This window comes from Streptomyces sp. (assembly GCF_031181705.1).
Lineage (GTDB): Bacteria > Actinomycetota > Actinomycetes > Streptomycetales > Streptomycetaceae > Streptomyces.
Map to the genome: position 1 here is coordinate 20,606 of NZ_JAPSKN010000011.1, position 17,261 is coordinate 37,866.

Consider the following 17,261-nt stretch of genomic DNA (forward strand, 5'->3'; position numbering starts at 1 on the left):
GCCCCGCCGGCGCGTGCCGGGCGGCACGTCGGTGCCGCGGAGGGGCGTGCCCTTGCGCCCCCGCCCGACGCGCTCGTCGGCGGGGACAGCGGCGCCGGTCGGGGCGGCGGGAACGGCGGACCCGCGCGAGTCGCGCCCGGCGGCGGTCGCGTCGGGGTGGGCCACGCCGTGGCCGGAACCGTCCGCGGCTCCGGCCCGAGGCCGCCCGGTGTCATCCACGGCCGCGGTACGAGGCCGCCCCGCGCCATCGGCAGGTCCGGCACCGGAACGCCCCGTCTCTCGCGCCGGCGCCGCACCGGGATACCCGGTCTCGCGTGCTGCCCCGGTACCCGGACGCCCGGTCTCGTGGGCAGATGCCGAGCCAGGACGCCCGGAATCACCGGCAGGTCCCAAGCCCGGCCCCACAACCCCGTACGCCGCCCCGGCGCCCGGGCGCCCGGCCCTGTCCGCGGCCCCAGCCGGGCCACGCCCTGCCCCGTACGCCGCCCCGGCCTGCGCGTCGGTGCCGTCCGAGGCCGTTTCGCCGAACGTCCCGATCCCGGAACGCCCCGCATGCGTGTCCGTCTCACCGCCCACCGACGGCGCCGCACCCCGCTGCCGGCGCGCCCGGAGGCTGCCTTCCGGGGGGAGAAGCCCGGAGCCCCCCGGCCGCGCTCCGTCCCCGGTCGTCCGGTTCCCGCTCTCGATCCGCGGCGCGTCGCCCTGCCCGGGCACCACGGCCTCACCGGAACCCTGCCCGGAGGCCTCCGGCGTGCCCCAGGCCGCCGCGCCGTAGGCGTGGTGTGTGGAGCCGGAAGGCCCTGCCGCGCGCGAAGCCGTCCCCGGCGCGGGGGAGGTCACGTCGTCCCCGGCGGGCCCGGGCACGCGCACGTGCCCCTCCCCGTCCGGCGTCGTCTGCACCCGGCCCCCCGGCCCCCCGGCGGGAGCCAGCCGCAGTGCCGACTCGCCGATCCGCAGCAGCGCCCCGGGCGCCAGAGGGACCGCCCGGCCGCCCACCCGCGCCCCGTCCAGCGTCGTGCCGTTGGTGGAGTCCAGGTCGGCGACGGAGACGCGGCCGTCCGCGGCCACCGTCACCGCGCAGTGCAGCCGGGAGACGTCCGGGTCGTCGAGGGGCACGTCGGCGTCGGCGGAGCGGCCGACGCGGATCTCACCGCCGTGCAGCAGATGGACACCGCCGGCGTCGGGGCCCGCGACCACCTGGAGCTGGGCCGGGGCGTCGTCCCACTCGGGATGCGGCTCAGGCTCCCCGGGCGCGCCGACGGACAGCACGGCACCGTCGGTCAGCGGGGGCTCGCCGAGCGTGCAGCGCTGCGCGTCGAGCCGCTGCTCCCCGGCGTACAGCACCGGCGTGCCCGAACCGTCGCCGCCGGAGACCATCTGGGCGAGCGCCGAGGCCACCGCCGCGAGCGCCGTACCGGCCGGTGCCGTGACCAGGACGTCGCTGCGTGGGGCGCGGTCCCGCCCCGGAGCCGATGCGCCCAGCGGATCTACGACGGTCAGCCGGATCTGCATCGCCGTCAGCGGTCCCTTCTGCCCGGGCACGGAGCCCCCCGCCCCGCCCCGGCACGTCGGCCAGTACTGCAGGCATCCTCGCACCTGCCACTGACACCGCGCCCCTCGCTCGGGAAAAGGTGATCTTGATTGGTCGGCTCTGCCCGCAAAAGTGCCTGAGAAATGACCCGCGGGCGTCGTCTTGAGATCGGTCACGTTCGTTCCCGGCAACCACAAGACCGAGGTGAGCGTCTTTCGTTCGAACGCGTGTGAGCGCGGATACGTAAGACGCACAGACAGACGACACTCCGGTCCTCGGCGACCCGGCACTACAGTGGGTCGGACAGGCCAGCAGGCAAGGCAAGCACCAGGGAGCGCATGACGTGCGGCCGGTAGGCAGCAAGTACCTGCTCGAGGAGCCGCTCGGACGCGGCGCCACGGGCACCGTCTGGCGAGCCCGCCAGCGCGAGACGGCGGGCGCCGAGGCGGCCGTGCCGGGACAGCCCGGCGAGACCGTCGCGATCAAGGTCCTCAAGGAGGAGCTGGCCGGCGACCCGGACATCGTCATGCGGTTCCTCCGGGAGCGCTCCGTCCTGCTCCGGCTGACCCACCCGAACATCGTCCGGGTCCGCGACCTGGTCGTCGAGGGCGAGCTGCTGGCGCTGGTCATGGACCTCGTCGACGGCCCCGACCTGCACCGCTACCTGCGCGAGAACGGGCCCTTCACGCCCGTCGCGGCGGCGCTGCTCACCGCCCAGATCGCCGACGCGCTCGCCGCCAGCCACGCCGACGGCGTCGTCCACCGCGACCTGAAGCCGGCCAACGTGCTGCTGAAGCAGTACGACGGGCGGATGCACCCGCTGCTGACCGACTTCGGCATCGCCCGCCTCGCCGACTCCCCGGGCCTGACCCGCACCCAGGAGTTCGTCGGCACGCCCGCGTACGTCGCTCCCGAGTCCGCCGAGGGCCGCCCGCAGACCTCCGCCGTGGACATCTACGGCGCCGGCATCCTGCTGTACGAGCTGGTCACCGGCCGCCCGCCGTTCTCCGGCGGCTCCGCCCTCGAAGTCCTGCACCAGCACCTGAGCGCCGAGCCGCGCCGCCCCTCCACGGTCCCCGACCCGCTGTGGACGGTCATCGAGCGCTGCCTGCGCAAGAACCCGGACGAGCGGCCCAGCGCCGTCAACCTCGCCCGCGGCCTGCGCGTCGTCGCCGAGGGCATCGGCGTGCACGCGAACTCCGCGCAGATCGCCGCCGCCGAGGGCGTGGGCGCGCTCCTGGCGCCCGACCCGGCCCCCGCTCCGGTGCCGGACACGCCCGGCGCGGCCGACCCCACGCAGGTCCTGCCGCACGGCGCGGGCGCCTACGACCCGAACGCCGCGACCAGCGTCCTGCCGCACACCGGCGGCCCGGCCGGCGCCGCCGACCCCACCGCCGTCCTGCCCCACCGGGGCGCGGCCGACCCGACGGCCGTCATGCCGCCGGTCCCGCCGGGCGCGCCCGGCGGGACCGGGCAGCCGAACCAGCAGGGTGGCCCCGAGGACCCGCACCCCTGGCAGAACCAGCTGCGCGCGGCCCGCGACCGCAACGAGCAGACGCAGGTCCAGTACCTCGACCCGAACGAGGACCCGCTGCGTCGCCGCCCGCAGCGCCAGGTCGCCCGGCCGCAGCAGCAGCCCCCGCGCCGCCAGGCGCCCCCGCCCGGCCCCGGCTACGGCCACCCGCAGCAACAGCAGCCGCAGCAGTACGCCCCGCAGCCCCAGCGGCCCCAGCCGCCGCAGCGCTACGCCCCGCCGGCGCCCCCGGCCCAGCCGCAGCAGCCGCAGCGACCCCAGCGCGAGCCCCGGCAGCCGCGGCAGCGCAGCGCCAACCGGATGCGCATCCCCGGCCTGGGCTGCCTCAAGGGCTGCCTGTTCACGATCGTCATCCTGTTCGTCGCCGGCTGGCTGATCTGGGAGCTGAGCCCGCTCCAGGACTGGATCGGCACCACCAAGGGCTACTGGGACCAGCTCACCGACTGGTTCTCCACGGTGACCGGCTGGCTCGAGAAGCTCGGCGGGAGCAGTTCGGGCACGAACTGACCCGAACCGCCCTGCGGGATTGGTGATTTGTCGATACCTGGCGGGTGATTTCGGCCTCCGCGGTGAAGGTTGGCTCCTCGGACGCGTAGTTTTAGCGACAACACGCGTCGGTAGGAGCAGCCTTGGCACGGAAGATCGGCAGCCGGTACACCGCCCACCAGATCCTCGGGCGGGGCAGCGCCGGCACGGTGTGGCTGGGTGAGGGACCGGAAGGCCCCGTCGCCATCAAGCTGCTGCGTGAGGACCTCGCGTCCGACCAGGAACTCGTCGGGCGCTTCGTGCAGGAGCGCACGGCCCTGCTCGGTCTGGAGCACCCGCACGTGGTGTCCGTGCGCGACCTGGTCGTCGACGGCAACGACCTGGCCCTCGTCATGGACCTCGTCCGCGGCACGGACCTGCGCACCCGCCTGGACCGGGACCGCCGTCTCGCCCCCGAGGCGGCCGTCGCGATCGCCGCCGACATCGCCGACGGACTCGCGGCCGCCCACGCCGCCGGGGTCGTGCACCGGGACGTCAAGCCGGAGAACGTCCTTTTGGACATGCAGGGCCCGCTCGGCCCCGGCGGCTCCCACCGGGCGCTGCTCACCGACTTCGGCGTCGCGAAGCTCATCGACACCCCGCGCCGCACCAAGGCCACGAAGATCATCGGCACGCCGGACTACCTCGCCCCGGAGATCGTCGAGGGCCTGCCCCCGCGCGCGTCCGTCGACATCTACGCGCTCGCCACCGTCCTGTACGAGCTGCTCGCGGGCTTCACCCCGTTCGGCGGCGGCCACCCGGGCGCTGTCCTGCGCCGGCACGTCACGGAGACGGTCGTCCCGCTGCCCGGCATCCCCGACGAGCTGTGGCAGCTGCTCGTGCAGTGCCTGGCCAAGGCCCCGGCCTCCCGGCTGCGCGCCTCCGAGCTCGGGGCGCGGCTGCGGGAGCTGCTGCCGATGCTGGCGGGCATGCCGCCGCTGGAGGTGGACGAGCCGGACACCGAGCAGAGCGAGGAGACCGGCCGCGAGGAACAGCCCGCCGGACCGGCCCCGGCCGGCCGGCAGGTCCGGCGGCGGGGCGCCGTCCCCCTGGTGCCGGGCGCGAAGCCGGCCGACTCCAACCGGGACACCCACACCTCCATGCGCGTCCCGGCCCCCGACGAGCTGGCCGGCGGCGCCCACGGCACGGCCCGCGCCCCCCGCGCCCCCGGCGCCCCCCGCCCGGGCTCGGCCCGCAACCGCGCCGTGGCCCGCCGCCGCAGGGTGGCCCTGGGCGCGGGCGCGGTGGTCCTGGCGGCGGCGGTCGGCGTGGGCGCCTGGCTGTCCTCCTCGGGCGACGACACGGACCCCCCGCCCCAGGACACGAAGAACTCGGCCCCCCAGACGCCCTGACCGCGATCTCCGACGCACCCGGGCTCGCTGCGGCATCCCGGCGGACCGCGCCCGCCCCCGCCGACGGGTGCCGGGCAGCGGCTCTGCCAACCGGACCGGCCGGGCGGCGGGCACCACGGCGCTCGGCCGGCCGGGGAGAAGCACCCGGGTCCCTGGCCGGTCCGTGTGACCTCGCCCGGCTCTCCGGCAGGCTCCGGTGCCGTTTACGCCTGGCTCCCGGTCGCTCCCGGCGCCGTCGGCCCCTTCGTACCGGTCGATCCGGCGGCCTGGCCCGCGTCGCCCGACACCCGTCGGCAGGGCCGGGCGAGGTCCGCGAGGTCGCCGCAGCGAGCCGGAGCGGTCCGCCCGGGGCCAGGCGTCGTCGGACGAGTCGCGCCTGCCGACGCACAGGCGGCTCAGCCGCCCGGCTTCCGCCGGTCAGGCCGGTCAGGCCGGTCAGGTCGGTCAGGTTGGTCAGGCGGTCGGACCGGTCAGGCGGTCAGACCGGCGAGGTCCGCGCGGCCGGACGGGAACCGTCGCGGGTTCCGGCCGCGGGCGTCCACGGCCGGACCGCGTGCCACCGGGGTGCCGCCCGAGGCGGTCGTGCCCACCCCCGGGGCCCCGTGGCCTGGGCCCCCGCGGTGGGCGTCCGGGCATGGCCGGCGGGCGGAGCCGTTACGCTGGAGGGCGTGGCAGTCGTCGACGTATCCGAAGAGCTCAAGTCCCTCTCCTCGACCATGGAGTCGATCGAGGCCGTTCTGGACCTCGAGAAGATGAGGGCAGACATCGCCGTGCTCGAGGAGCAGGCGGCCGCGCCGTCCCTGTGGGACAACCCCGATGAGGCGCAGAAGATCACCAGCAAGCTGTCCCACCTCCAGGCGGAGGTGCGCAAGGCCGAGACCCTGCGCGGTCGCATCGACGACCTGAGCGTCCTCTTCGAGATGGCCGAGGAGGAGGACGACCCGGACACCCGTGCCGAGGCCGAGTCCGAGCTCGTGGCCGTGAAGAAGGCGCTGGACGAGATGGAGGTCCGTACGCTCCTGTCCGGCGAGTACGACTCCCGCGAGGCCCTGGTCAACATCCGTGCCGAGGCCGGTGGCGTCGACGCCGCCGACTTCGCCGAGAAGCTCCAGCGGATGTACCTGCGCTGGGCCGAGCAGCGCGGCTACAAGACCGAGCTGATCGAGACCTCGTACGCGGAAGAGGCCGGCATCAAGTCGACCACCTTCGCCGTCCAGGCGCCCTACGCCTACGGCACCCTCTCCGTCGAGCAGGGCACGCACCGGCTCGTGCGCATCTCGCCCTTCGACAACCAGGGCCGGCGGCAGACGTCCTTCGCGGGTGTCGAGGTCCTGCCCGTGGTCGAGCAGTCCGACCACGTCGACATCGACGAGAGCGAGCTGCGGATCGACGTGTACCGCTCCTCGGGCCCCGGCGGCCAGGGAGTGAACACCACGGACTCCGCGGTGCGCATCACCCACCTCCCCACCGGCATCGTCGTCTCCTGCCAGAACGAGCGCTCGCAGATCCAGAACAAGGCCACGGCGATGAACGTCCTCCAGGCCAAGCTGCTGGAGCGGCGCCGGCAGGAGGAGCAGGCCAAGATGGACGCCCTCAAGGGCGACGGCGGCAACTCCTGGGGCAACCAGATGCGTTCCTACGTCCTGCACCCGTACCAGATGGTGAAGGACCTGCGCACCGAGTTCGAGGTCGGCAACCCCGAGGCCGTGTTCAACGGCGAGATCGACGGTTTCCTCGAAGCCGGAATTCGCTGGCGCAAGCAGCAGGAGAAGTAAGTTTGTCGACAAGGCAACTGCCGCTCCCGAGGCGGCAGTTGCCTTTTCTGTGCCCTCATGTCTGGGTTTTACATCACACTCACAGGCTCAGACTCCCGGCATAGCCCCCTTAGTTGGACATGGCGTCCGCAAACGGCCTTGACGTGTCTGTGAAAAGTGGGAAGGGTGAAGCGCGGCATGCGTGTCTCTGGGGCGCATGTGAACCGGGGGGCCTTTCACCGCAGCTGTCCCCGTCGAGCACAGCCCCGAACGCTGCCTAATGACGATGAGCTACTGGGGGTAGCAACCACATGACGAAGAAGACGCGGATCCGTGTCGCGCGGATAGCGGCCGGCGCCGTGATCGCCGCCGGTGCCTCGCTGACCGCCGCCGGTGCCGCATCCGCCGCCGAGGCCGAGGACTGCCTGCTCGGCATCCTGTGCGCCGAGGAGTCGCCGGTCCCGACGCCGACGCCCACGCCCACGCCGACGGAGGAGCCGACCGGCATCCCCACGAACCTCCCGACCGACCCGCCGTCGACCGAGGAGCCCCCGGCCGAGCCCACGGACGAGCCCACCGAGCCGACCGAGGACCCGACGGACGAGCCGAGCAGCCCGGGCAACGGGAACGGCAACGGTGGCGGGAACGGCAACGCCAACGGCGGCGGCAACGGCGGCGGCAACAACGCCGACCCCGACGGCGGCGCCTCCACCCAGGAGCAGGGCTCCTCGGCCCTCACCGACACCGGCTCGGACAACACCCCGGCCCCGCAGGCCCAGGCCGGCGGCCCCGAGCTCGCCGAGACGGGTGCCGCGCAGACCACCTTCCTGGTGCTCGGCGCCGCCACGATGATCGCCGGCGGTGTCGGCTTCCGCGTCCTGCCGCGCCTGATGGGCGGCCGGGGCGGCGCTGCCGCCTGACGGTAGCCGCGACCGCACGGACCGTGCGCACAGCGCGAAGGGCCCGGAGCGTGCTCCGGGCCCTTCGCCATGCGCGCCGACAGAGGGCTCGCTCGGAGAGCTACGCCGTCACGCGGTCTGGTGCGCCAGCAGTGCCACGGCCGCGATCAGCACCGTCAGCAGGGCGATCAGCGCCATCGGGCTCAGGCCCGCGAGGAAGTTGTCCTGCTGCAGGCGCTCGCGGTTCGCGCGGCACACGGGGCAGCGGCCCTCGCTCACGGGGGCCGCACAGTTCGCGCACACCAGCCGGTCGTACGTCATGCGCTTGCCCTCCTTGCGACGGTTCCACGTGTCCAACGTTCGTGGGGGTGGGAATGTTCCCCCTCCACTCTGCCAGGTTCCTCCGGAGGGTGCGCGCCGCTCGCCCGGTTCCCCGCCCCGCCGGGAGGACGTACAAAACGGCACATCCGATGCGCAACCGCGACCGGTGACTGCGGTGCCGTGCCCCGGTCGCGTAAGGTCACGCTCATCTACCCCCGGCGACCCGTGGTGCATCCGTGATCCGATTCGACAATGTCTCCAAGGTCTACCCCAAGCAGACCCGCCCCGCCCTCAGGGATGTCTCCCTGGAGGTCGAGAAGGGCGAGTTCGTCTTCCTCGTGGGGTCCTCCGGCTCCGGAAAGTCCACCTTCCTGCGGCTGATCCTCCGCGAGGAGCGGTGCAGCCACGGCCAGGTGCACGTCCTGGGCAAGGACCTCGCCCGCCTCTCCAACTGGAAGGTGCCGCAGATGCGGCGCCAGCTGGGGACGGTCTTCCAGGACTTCCGGCTGCTGCCGAACAAGACGGTCGGCGAGAACGTCGCCTTCGCGCAGGAGGTCATCGGCAAGTCGCGCGGCGAGATCCGCAAGTCCGTGCCGCAGGTGCTCGACCTCGTCGGGCTCGGCGGCAAGGAGGACCGGATGCCCGGCGAGCTGTCCGGTGGTGAGCAGCAGCGCGTCGCCATCGCGCGTGCGTTCGTCAACCGCCCGAAGCTGCTCATCGCCGACGAGCCCACCGGCAACCTCGACCCGCAGACCTCGGTCGGCATCATGAAGCTGCTCGACCGCATCAACCGGACGGGCACGACCGTGGTGATGGCCACGCACGACCAGAACATCGTGGACCAGATGCGCAAGCGCGTCATCGAGCTGGAGAAGGGCCGCCTCGTCCGCGACCAGGCCCGCGGCGTCTACGGCTACCAGCACTGAGACCGCTTCCCGAGATCCACGGAAAGGCATAACCAGCCGCCATGCGCGCCCAGTTCGTCCTGTCGGAGATCGGCGTCGGTCTCCGCCGCAACCTGACGATGACCTTCGCCGTCATCGTCTCCGTCGCCCTGTCGCTGGCCCTGTTCGGCGGGTCGCTCCTGATGAGCGACCAGGTCAACACCATGAAGGGCTACTGGTACGACAAGGTCAACGTCTCGATCTTCCTCTGCAACAAGTCCGACGCCGAGTCCGACCCCAACTGCGCCAAGGGCGCGGTGACCGAGGACCAGAAGAAGCAGATCAAGAGCGACCTCGACAAGATGGACGTCGTCCAGACGGTCACGTACGAGTCGCAGGACCAGGCGTACAAGCACTACAAGGAGCAGTTCGGCGACTCCCCGCTGGCCGCCTCCCTCACGCCGGACCAGATGCAGGAGTCGTACCGCATCAAGTTGAAGGACCCGGAGAAGTACCAGGTGGTCGCCACCGCCTTCAACGGGCGGGACGGCGTGCAGTCCGTGCAGGACCAGAAGGAGACCCTGGACAACCTCTTCAAGCTGCTGGAGGGCATGAACTGGGCCGCGCGCGCGGTGATGGCGCTGATGCTGGTCGTCGCGCTGATGCTGATCGTCAACACCGTGCGCGTCTCGGCGTTCAGCCGGCGGCGCGAGACCGGCATCATGCGCCTGGTCGGAGCCTCGGGCTTCTACATCCAGGCGCCGTTCATCATGGAGGCCGCGGTCGCCGGACTCATCGGCGGCACCCTCGCGTGCGCCTTCCTGCTCGTCGCGCGGTACTTCATCATCGACCACGGACTGGCCCTGGCCGATCAGCTCACACTGATCAACTTCATCGGCTGGGACGCCGTGCTCACCAAGCTGCCGCTCATCCTCGCCACGAGTCTGCTGATGCCCGCGCTGGCCGCGTTCTTCGCGCTGCGCAAGTACTTGAAGGTGTGACGCATGCCAAGAGGGGCCGTGCGGTCAACGGACCGTACGGCCCTTCCCCTTGTCCTAGACTCACCGGCATGTCAGGTCGTGACCCGTTCTGTCAGCCCCGTCGCATCCGCCGCGGGGCCGCCCTGACATTGGTCTTCGCGAGCGTGCTCGCCGCCGGTGCCGCCACCGGCGTGCTGCCGCAGGCCGACCGGAAGTCGGCCCCGGACGAGGCCCGTTCGGCCCGCCCGGCCGGGCACCACGCGGAGGTCGCCAGGGCGGCCGAGGAAGCCATGGCCGACGGCAAGTCCCCCGTGGAGGCCGCGCAGCGCGCCGTCAGCCGCAGCGGCGACCGCTGGGGCGCCGTCTACTCCGAGGGCGAGTACGAGGAGTTCGAGGAGGCCCTCGACGGTCAGTACACCGGCGTGGGCCTGTGGGCCCGCAGCGAACGCGACGGCCGCATCGAGGTGACGAAGGTGCGCGCCGGCTCGCCCGCCGCCACCGCCGGGATCCGCCCCGGCGATCTGCTGCGCAGCGTCGACGGCCGCGAGACCGACGGACTGCCGGTCACCGAGGTGGTCTCCTTACTGCGCGGGGACGCCACCGACGCCCCCGCCGGCACCACCGTCCGCCTCGGCCTGGAGCGCGGCACGCGCGCGTGGACGAAGACGCTGCGCCGGGCCCAGCTCTCCACCGACGCGGTCACCGTCCGGGAAACCGCGGGACCCGTCACCGTCATCAAGGTCGCCACCTTCACCAAGGACTCCGGCGCGCAGGTCCGCGCGGCCGTCCGGCAGGCCCCGCCCGGCGGCATCGTCCTGGACCTGCGCGGCAACTCCGGCGGACTGGTCGGCGAGGCCGTCACCGCCGCCTCCGCCTTCCTCGACGGCGGCCTGGTCGCCACCTACGACGTCGACGGCGCCCAGCGCGCCCTGCACGCCGAACCCGGCGGCGACACCACCAGACCCCTGGTCGTGCTCGTCGACGGCGGGACGATGAGCGCGGCCGAGCTGCTCACCGGCGCCCTGCAGGACCGCGGACGCGCGCTGGTCGTGGGCTCCCGCACCTTCGGCAAGGGCTCGGTCCAGATGCCGAGCCGGCTGCCCGACGGCTCCGTAGCGGAGCTGACCGTGGGGCACTACCGCACCCCCTCGGGCCGCGGGGTCGACGGCCGGGGCATCACGCCCGACCTGGAGGCCGACGAGGGGGCCCTGCAGCGGGCCGAGAGCGTACTGCGCGGCCTGGCGCCCCCCTCGTAATCGACTTCCCGCGACCCCCCTGCGTAGTGCGAAAATGGGCGGCACTATGGCTAAGGAAAAAGGGCGCAAGCTGATCGCGCAGAACAAGAAGGCGCGGCACGACTACCTCGTCATCGACACCTACGAGGCCGGGCTGGTCCTCACCGGGACCGAGGTGAAGTCCCTGCGCCAGGGGCGGGCGTCGCTGGTCGACGGCTTCGTGCAGCTCGACGGGAACGAGGCGTGGCTGTACAACGTGCACGTGCCGGAGTACACCCAGGGCACGTGGACCAACCACAGCGCCCGCCGGAAGCGGAAGCTGCTGCTGCACCGCGCCGAGATCGACAAGCTCCAGTCCAAGTCGGGCGAGACGGGCCACACCATCGTGCCGCTCGCGCTGTACTTCAAGGACGGCCGGGCCAAGGTCGAGATCGCGCTGGCCAAGGGCAAGAAGGAGTACGACAAGCGGCAGGCGCTGCGGGAGAAGCAGGACCGCCGGGAGACCGACCGCGCGATCGCGGCGGTGAAGCGCAGGCAGCGCGGGGCGTAGGGAATACGCTGGCACGGACCTGCGTTGGTCACGTACGATGGTGCCTGCACCCCACAGTGGGTACGCGCCCTCTCCGGAGGGGATTGTCAACACAACATGGGGATGATCGGTTTCGACAGCGGCTGTCGAAGCAGGGGAAGCGTGTCGAGGAAGCGGCAATGATCTCGTAAACCATATGTCGCAAAAAATAATCGCCAACACCAAGCGCGATTCCCAGTCCTTCGCCCTCGCTGCCTGATAAGCAGTGACTGAAGGACCCTAAATGGGTGTCAGCCCGGGAGTGTTCCCGACCCGGATCCTGGCATAAGCTAGGGAACTAAACCATCGAGCCCGGTCACGGGGCTCGATGGGAAATCAAACAGTGACTGGGCCCGTCGGCGACTTGTTCGCGTGATCGCCGGGGCCGAGAAAAGCGCAGCGAACTGCACACGGAGAAGCCCTGGTTCTGCACCGTTGGACGCGGGTTCGATTCCCGCCATCTCCACTCATCCCATGTGGGCGAAGGCCCCGTCGCTTCCGAGCGGCGGGGCCTTCGTCATGCCCCGCCGTCATGCGTGGCCCGTACTGCCGCGCTCCGTCAGCCGCGGCGGCAGCAGCGTCGTCCCCGGTACGGGCGGGCCGCTGCGCTCGCGCAGCAGCAGCTCCACCCCGAGGGCGCCCAGCCGCGCCGACGGCACGGTGACGGCCGAGACCGTCTCGGGGACGTCGGTGCCGACGGCCAGGACCGACAGGTCCTGCGGTATGCGCCGGCCGCGTCGCCGGAAGGCGGTGAGCAGGGGGACCAGGAGAGCGTCGTTCTGGACGACCACGGCCGTCGGGGCGGGGTGGGCGCGCAGCAGCCGGTCCGCGAGGGCCTCGGCCCCGGACTGCTCGGCCGGGTGCACCGACGACACCAGCCGGTGCCGGTCGGCGGCGGCCGTGAACCCCTCGACCAGGCGGCGGGCCGAGGCGGTCTGGCGCAAGTAGACCTCCGGCGGCGGGCCGGCCAGGGCCACGGCCCGGTGGCCGAGGCGGGCCAGGTGGTGCACGCACGCCTCGCCCGCCTCGCGGTAGTCCAGGTCGACGCAGGGCAGACCGGGCGGCTCGGCGGGCAGGCCGATCAGTGCGGCCGGGCGGTGCAGGGAGCGCAGCACGGGCAGGCGCGGGTCGTGCAGGCCGACGTCCACGACCAGTACCGCGTGCGCCGGGGCCGGCCCCCCGGGGCGGTTCAGGCCCTCCTCGTGGGTGAGGAGCAGCACGTCGTGGTCGTACTCGCGGGCGGCCGTCACCACCGACTGCGTCAGGCGCATCATCGCCGGGAGGTGGACGCCCCGGCGCAGCGGGGCCGCCACGGCAAGGACGTTCGGCGCGCCGTGCGCCGGCAGGCCCGGCTGCGGGCGGTAGCCCAGCTCCCGGGCGGCCTCCTCGACACGCCGCCGGGTCTGCGCCGAGATGGGGCGTTTGCCGCTCAGCGCGTAACTCACGGTGCTCGGGGAGACCCCGGCCCGGCGCGCCACGTCCGTGATCCTGGCCATCAGGCCTGCTCCGGCGCACACAGCGGCCCGCGGCCGTCGGTGAACTTCATGGGGGTCCCTCACTGTCCCGGTGCCCGACGTCGAAGCGCTTCGACGGTCGAACGTATGCGGGGTGCGAGGGAGCGTCAATGGGGTGTGCGGTGATCGGTGAAGCGATTCGACACGCCGGTCAGGGCAAGCGCGAGCGCCAGGGCGCCGGCCGCTACCGGAACCCCGTACCCCGCCGTCGCGGACACGTGCTCCACGGTCCAGCCGCCGAGGGCGCTGCCGCCGGCGATGCCGCCGAGCAGGCCGGTCACCGCGAGGGTCATGCCCTCGTTGAGCCGGCCCTCGGGGGTGCGCCGCTGGACCAGCGTCATGGTCGTGACCATCGTCGGGGCCGTGGCCGTCCCGGCCACCAGCAGGGCCGCCGCCAGGAGTGGGAGCGACCCGGTGCGGGCGGCGAGCAGGGGCAGGACCAGCAGCGCGGCCATCGCCGCCACGCACCACGCGAGCCGCCTCGCGGCCGGCCCGGCCGGTCGCACGGCGCCGTAGAGCAGGCCCGCCGCGCAGGAGCCCGCCGCCTGCAGGGCCAGCACGGCACCGGCCGCCGTCCGGTGTCCCGCGGCGTCCGCGAAGGCGAGCGTGACGACCTCGGTCGCGCCGAAGATCCCACCCGTCGCCAGGCAGACCGCGAGCAGCGGGGGCATGCCGGGGGCGCGCAGCGGGGCCTTGCCGGGTATGTGCCGCCGGACCGGCGGTTCCGTCGCGCGCCGGCTCGTGAACAGCAGCATGCCGGTCAGCAGCAGCACCGCGCCGACGAGCGTGCCCGCCTGCGGGAACAGCGCGCCGCACAGGAAGGTCGCGAGCACCGGGCCCAGCATGAAGCACAGTTCGTCCGCGGCCTGCTCGAAGGAGTGGGCGGTGTGCAGGCCCTTCGTGTCGCCGGCCAGCAGATGCGCCCAGCGGGCCCGGGACATGCCGCCGGTGTTGGGGGTGGTGGCGGTGGCGGCGTAGGAGGCGAACAGGGTCCAGTCCGGGGCGTCGTGGCGGACGCAGAGGAGCAGGGCGAGGGAGCCGAGGACGGCGATCGCCGTGGCGGGCAGGGCCACCCGGGCCTGGCCGTGGCGGTCCACGAGCCGCGCGGTCCACGGCGCGACCACCGCGGTCGCCGCGAGCCCCGTCGCCGTGACGGCACCGGCGAGGGCGTACGAGCCCCGCGTCCCGGCGATCATGACGACCGCGCTGACGCTGAACATGCCCATCGGCAGTCGGGCGATCAGGTTCCCGGCGGTGAAGGCACGGGTGCCGGGCAGGCGGAACAGGCGGCGGTAGGGGGCGAGACGCGGCATGCGCCCACCGTCGCCCGGCGGTGATCAGGCCGTCCAACACCTGTTCCGCGCGGACTCACGCACCCGGGTTGTGGATCCGGCGCCCGGTCCGCGGGCCTCCCCGGCGGGCCGGAAAGACCGTGGCGGAAAATATTCGCTCCTTGTTCTTCATACAGCGATATGGAGATTCCTAATGGTCCTCATCGCGCGTGGAAAAGATGCTCATTCGGGAAAATCCTTCACTCGTTTGCCGCGCATCCGCCGAAGTGGACCGACGGTTAGTCGGTACATGACCGAGGCGACCAGGAAAGACGGCTGGGCGGTAACGCTCGGCCCGTACACCTACATTCCGGCACCGGCGCACTCGTCCGCCACCGTCAACGGCACGCTCACCAGGGGCGGTTGCCCGGTCACGTTGCAGGTGACCGAACCGGTGCTGCGCGATTTCATCGATGCCATGAGCGACCTGGAAAAGGATCTCGCCCGACGGTGGATCAGTGCGACGGAGTGGCCCGCTTTCGCGCTCGCGGAATAGCGGGCCGCGTCATGTACGACAACGGAATCGAAGGCAGCGGACGACACCGGGCCCCGACCCGGGACTTCGTCACCCCGCTGACTCCGCCGGACCCCACCTGGGACCCGGCCGAGGAACTGGCGTTCATCCTCCAGGAAGCCCTCCAGCACGAGGCGACGCGGATCCCCACTCCCCGCGACGAGCCACCGGCCGCGGCGGCGGAGCCGGTTCCCGCACCCGGCGGCGAGCGGATGAGACGGCTGCAGGACATCACCGAGGAACTCCCGCCCGTCCGTGACGTCCCCCGGCGCCACCGCAAGGTCCGGACCCGAACGGCCCCGCGCCTGCTGCGCACCACCAGCTTCCTGGTCGCCGCCCTGGCGGCCGTGATCGCCACCGCCGTGAGCCTGCTCAGCGGCATGGTCGCCTACGACCCGCTGCGCCTGGTCGGCGCGTCCCCCGCCGGACGGGGCCTGCGCACCTGGTGGCCCCTGCTGGTGTACGGGCCGTGGCTGGTGGCGTCGCTGTCCGTCCTGCGGGCCGCGCTGCACCAGCGTCGTGCCGCGCACTCCTGGTGCGTCGTGCTGGTCTTCTCCTGTGTCGCCGTGCTGCTCTGTGTCGCCCAGGCGCCCAGGACCGTGCTCGGCACCGCGGCGGCGGCCCTGCCCGGAGTCGCGGCACTGGCCTGCTTCCAGCAGGTCGTCCGGCAGATCACCCTGACGCGTCCGCCCGTACGGTCGGCGCCCCGGCACCGGGTGGGCCAGGTCCCGTCGCCCGCCGGCGCGGACGCGCCGAAGGGCGAGGCCGAGGCCCGGGGCAAGTCCACCGGCACCTGAACCCCCGGGCCGCCGCCCGCTGTAGGTTCACGGCATGCCCGCCCACCTCGACCCGCGTCTGCTGCGCGCCTTCGTCACCGTCGCCGAGGAGCTGCACTTCACCCGAGCCGCGCTCCGGCTCCACCTGGCGCAGCAGGCGCTCAGCCGGGACGTGCGGCGGCTGGAGCGGGAACTGGGCGCCGAGCTGTTCGTGCGGACCACCCGGCAGGTGACGCTCACGCCCGACGGGGAGCGGCTGCTGCCGTACGCCCGGCGCGTGCTGCGGGCGCAGGACGACCTGCTCGCCGCCTTCGACCAGGCCCGGCCCCTGCTCGTGGACCTCAACTCCCCGGGCCTGGTCACACCGCGCCGCGTGCTGCACCGGGCGCGCGAACTCGCCCCCGGGCACGAGCTGATGGCCCGCTACGAGAGCGGCCTGACCTGGGCCGCCGGAGAGCTGCTCGCGGGCCGGCTCGACGCGTCGTTCGGACGGTTCGCCGGACTGGACCCGGCACTGCGCAGCGGGCTCGACCACCAGCCGGTGCGCTACGAGCCGATGGCGGTGGTCCTGCCCGAGGACCACCGGCTCGCCGGCGCGGATCGGGTACCGCTCGCCGAGCTGGCCGGCGAGACCGTCTACGCCGGCGCCGGCAATCCGCGCACACCGGAGTGGACGGGCCTCGCCCGGCTGCTCGTCGAGGGGCGGGGGATCGAGCTCGCGCCGCCCGCGCCGCTGGCCGTCGGGGAGGAGGAGTTCCAGCGGATCATGGCCAGGACGCGCCACCCGATCCTGGCCGTCGTGGGGTTCCCGCCCCTGCCGTCGACCGTGCTGCGGCCGCTGGTCGATCCCGTGCCGCTGTCGCCCGTGTCGCTGGTGTGGCGCAGGGGCCTGACCCACCCCGCGTTCGACGCGCTGCGCGCGGCGGCGGCCCGGCTGGCCGCGGAGGAAGGGTGGTTGCGACGGCCTCCGGGGGGATGGATTCCGGCCGCCGATCATGTCCTCATGACGTCTCACGATTGACACGATTCGATACGGCGCTCACACGAAACCTGCGCGTGCGCTACATTCGACGCCTGAGCACGGTGTGGTAAGAGGGGGCGCTCGGACGGGTGGGGGCCCGGTCCGACGACGGGTGCTCAGGTCGGAAGCGCACCTGAACCATCCCGTGGGGGGAAGTGCGTGCGCGTGACAAAGTGGCGAGAAGACGCCCAACCCGAATGGCCCGAGGCCGCTACCGCGACCGGTGAACTCACCGCGGACGGCAGAGCCCGGGACGGCAGAGCCACGCAGGTCTTCTCCGAGGGCGACGTCCGGGTGACCGGCACACGCCTGCCCGCCGGGACGGAGATACTGCGCGGCATTCCCCGGCAGAGCGAGGGCGAGGCCGACTCGCTCTCCTCGTCTCAGGCGTCCCGGACGGCCCAGGTGTCCTCGACGCTCCAGGGGGCCCGGCCGGCGGTCCGTGATCCCTGGCAGGAGCCGGCGGAGGCCGACCCGGACGAATCCGAAGCCGGTTCCGCCGGTACCGCTTCCGAGTCCGCC

At 73.1% G+C, this 17,261-nt stretch carries 15 protein-coding genes, 1 other RNA gene and 1 pseudogene; 13 read left to right on the top strand and 4 right to left on the bottom strand.

Annotated elements, in window-relative coordinates:
- Positions 1-1,512: FHA domain-containing protein (locus tag RIN80_RS04295; RefSeq protein WP_309094158.1), on the bottom strand; the 1,512-nt coding region annotated here is incomplete at its 3' end.
- 362 nt (positions 1,513-1,874) lie between these two features.
- On the opposite strand from RIN80_RS04295, the gene RIN80_RS04300 reads away from it, so the two are divergent.
- The 4 genes from RIN80_RS04300 (at position 1,875) to RIN80_RS04315 (ending at position 7,616) form a co-directional block, all read left to right on the top strand.
- Positions 1,875-3,572, top strand: coding sequence for a serine/threonine-protein kinase (locus RIN80_RS04300; RefSeq protein WP_309094123.1), 1,698 nt, complete (start codon positions 1,875-1,877; stop codon positions 3,570-3,572).
- 122 nt (positions 3,573-3,694) lie between these two features.
- Positions 3,695-4,942, top strand: a complete 1,248-nt coding sequence (locus RIN80_RS04305; RefSeq protein ID WP_309094124.1) for a serine/threonine-protein kinase — start codon at positions 3,695-3,697, stop codon at positions 4,940-4,942.
- Positions 4,943-5,610: 668 nt separating this feature from the next.
- Positions 5,611-6,717 (top strand): peptide chain release factor 2, encoded by a 1,107-nt coding sequence (prfB, locus tag RIN80_RS04310; protein WP_309094125.1) that lies wholly within the window; start codon positions 5,611-5,613, stop codon positions 6,715-6,717.
- Positions 6,718-7,007: 290 nt separating this feature from the next.
- Positions 7,008-7,616, top strand: a complete 609-nt coding sequence (locus tag RIN80_RS04315) for a hypothetical protein (RefSeq protein ID WP_309094126.1) — start codon at positions 7,008-7,010, stop codon at positions 7,614-7,616.
- A 108-nt stretch (positions 7,617-7,724) separates the two neighbouring features.
- On the opposite strand, the gene RIN80_RS04320 is transcribed toward RIN80_RS04315, so the two are convergent.
- Entirely contained in the window at positions 7,725-7,916 is a 192-nt protein-coding gene (locus RIN80_RS04320) for a hypothetical protein (RefSeq protein ID WP_309094127.1), read from the bottom strand.
- Positions 7,917-8,152: 236 nt separating this feature from the next.
- Here RIN80_RS04320 and ftsE point away from each other — a divergent pair, with 236 nt between their 5' ends.
- From ftsE to ssrA, 5 genes are all read left to right on the top strand, one after another.
- Positions 8,153-8,842 (top strand): cell division ATP-binding protein FtsE, encoded by a 690-nt coding sequence (gene ftsE / locus RIN80_RS04325; RefSeq protein WP_003990615.1) that lies wholly within the window; start codon positions 8,153-8,155, stop codon positions 8,840-8,842.
- A 41-nt stretch (positions 8,843-8,883) separates the two neighbouring features.
- Entirely contained in the window at positions 8,884-9,801 is a 918-nt protein-coding gene (ftsX, locus tag RIN80_RS04330; RefSeq protein ID WP_309094128.1) for a permease-like cell division protein FtsX, read from the top strand.
- A gap of 68 nt (positions 9,802-9,869) precedes the next feature.
- Entirely contained in the window at positions 9,870-11,036 is a 1,167-nt protein-coding gene (locus tag RIN80_RS04335; RefSeq protein ID WP_309094129.1) for a S41 family peptidase, read from the top strand.
- A gap of 46 nt (positions 11,037-11,082) precedes the next feature.
- A complete protein-coding gene (gene smpB / locus RIN80_RS04340) occupies positions 11,083-11,565 on the top strand; it encodes an SsrA-binding protein SmpB (RefSeq protein ID WP_309094130.1) in 483 nt (160 codons plus the stop codon).
- 98 nt (positions 11,566-11,663) lie between these two features.
- Positions 11,664-12,052: a transfer-messenger RNA gene (gene ssrA / locus RIN80_RS04345) on the top strand.
- 61 nt (positions 12,053-12,113) lie between these two features.
- Here ssrA and RIN80_RS04350 read toward each other — a convergent pair.
- Positions 12,114-13,079, bottom strand: a complete 966-nt coding sequence (locus RIN80_RS04350) for a LacI family DNA-binding transcriptional regulator (RefSeq protein WP_309094131.1) — start codon at positions 13,077-13,079, stop codon at positions 12,114-12,116.
- A 125-nt stretch (positions 13,080-13,204) separates the two neighbouring features.
- Positions 13,205-14,410, bottom strand: coding sequence for an MFS transporter (locus tag RIN80_RS04355; RefSeq protein WP_309094132.1), 1,206 nt, complete (start codon positions 14,408-14,410; stop codon positions 13,205-13,207).
- 268 nt (positions 14,411-14,678) lie between these two features.
- Here RIN80_RS04355 and RIN80_RS04360 point away from each other — a divergent pair, with 268 nt between their 5' ends.
- The 4 genes and pseudogenes from RIN80_RS04360 to RIN80_RS04375 form a co-directional block, all read left to right on the top strand.
- On the top strand, positions 14,679-14,924 hold the full coding sequence (locus RIN80_RS04360; RefSeq protein ID WP_309094133.1) for a hypothetical protein: 246 nt from the start codon (positions 14,679-14,681) through the stop codon (positions 14,922-14,924).
- A gap of 11 nt (positions 14,925-14,935) precedes the next feature.
- Complete coding sequence (locus RIN80_RS04365) at positions 14,936-15,739, top strand: hypothetical protein (protein WP_309094134.1); 804 nt, start codon at positions 14,936-14,938, stop codon at positions 15,737-15,739.
- Between the two features lie 34 nt (positions 15,740-15,773).
- Positions 15,774-16,739, top strand: a complete 966-nt coding sequence (locus tag RIN80_RS04370; protein ID WP_309094135.1) for a LysR family transcriptional regulator — start codon at positions 15,774-15,776, stop codon at positions 16,737-16,739.
- Positions 16,740-16,904: 165 nt separating this feature from the next.
- Positions 16,905-17,261 (top strand): annotated as a pseudogene (locus tag RIN80_RS04375) (hypothetical protein); the annotation flags it as partial.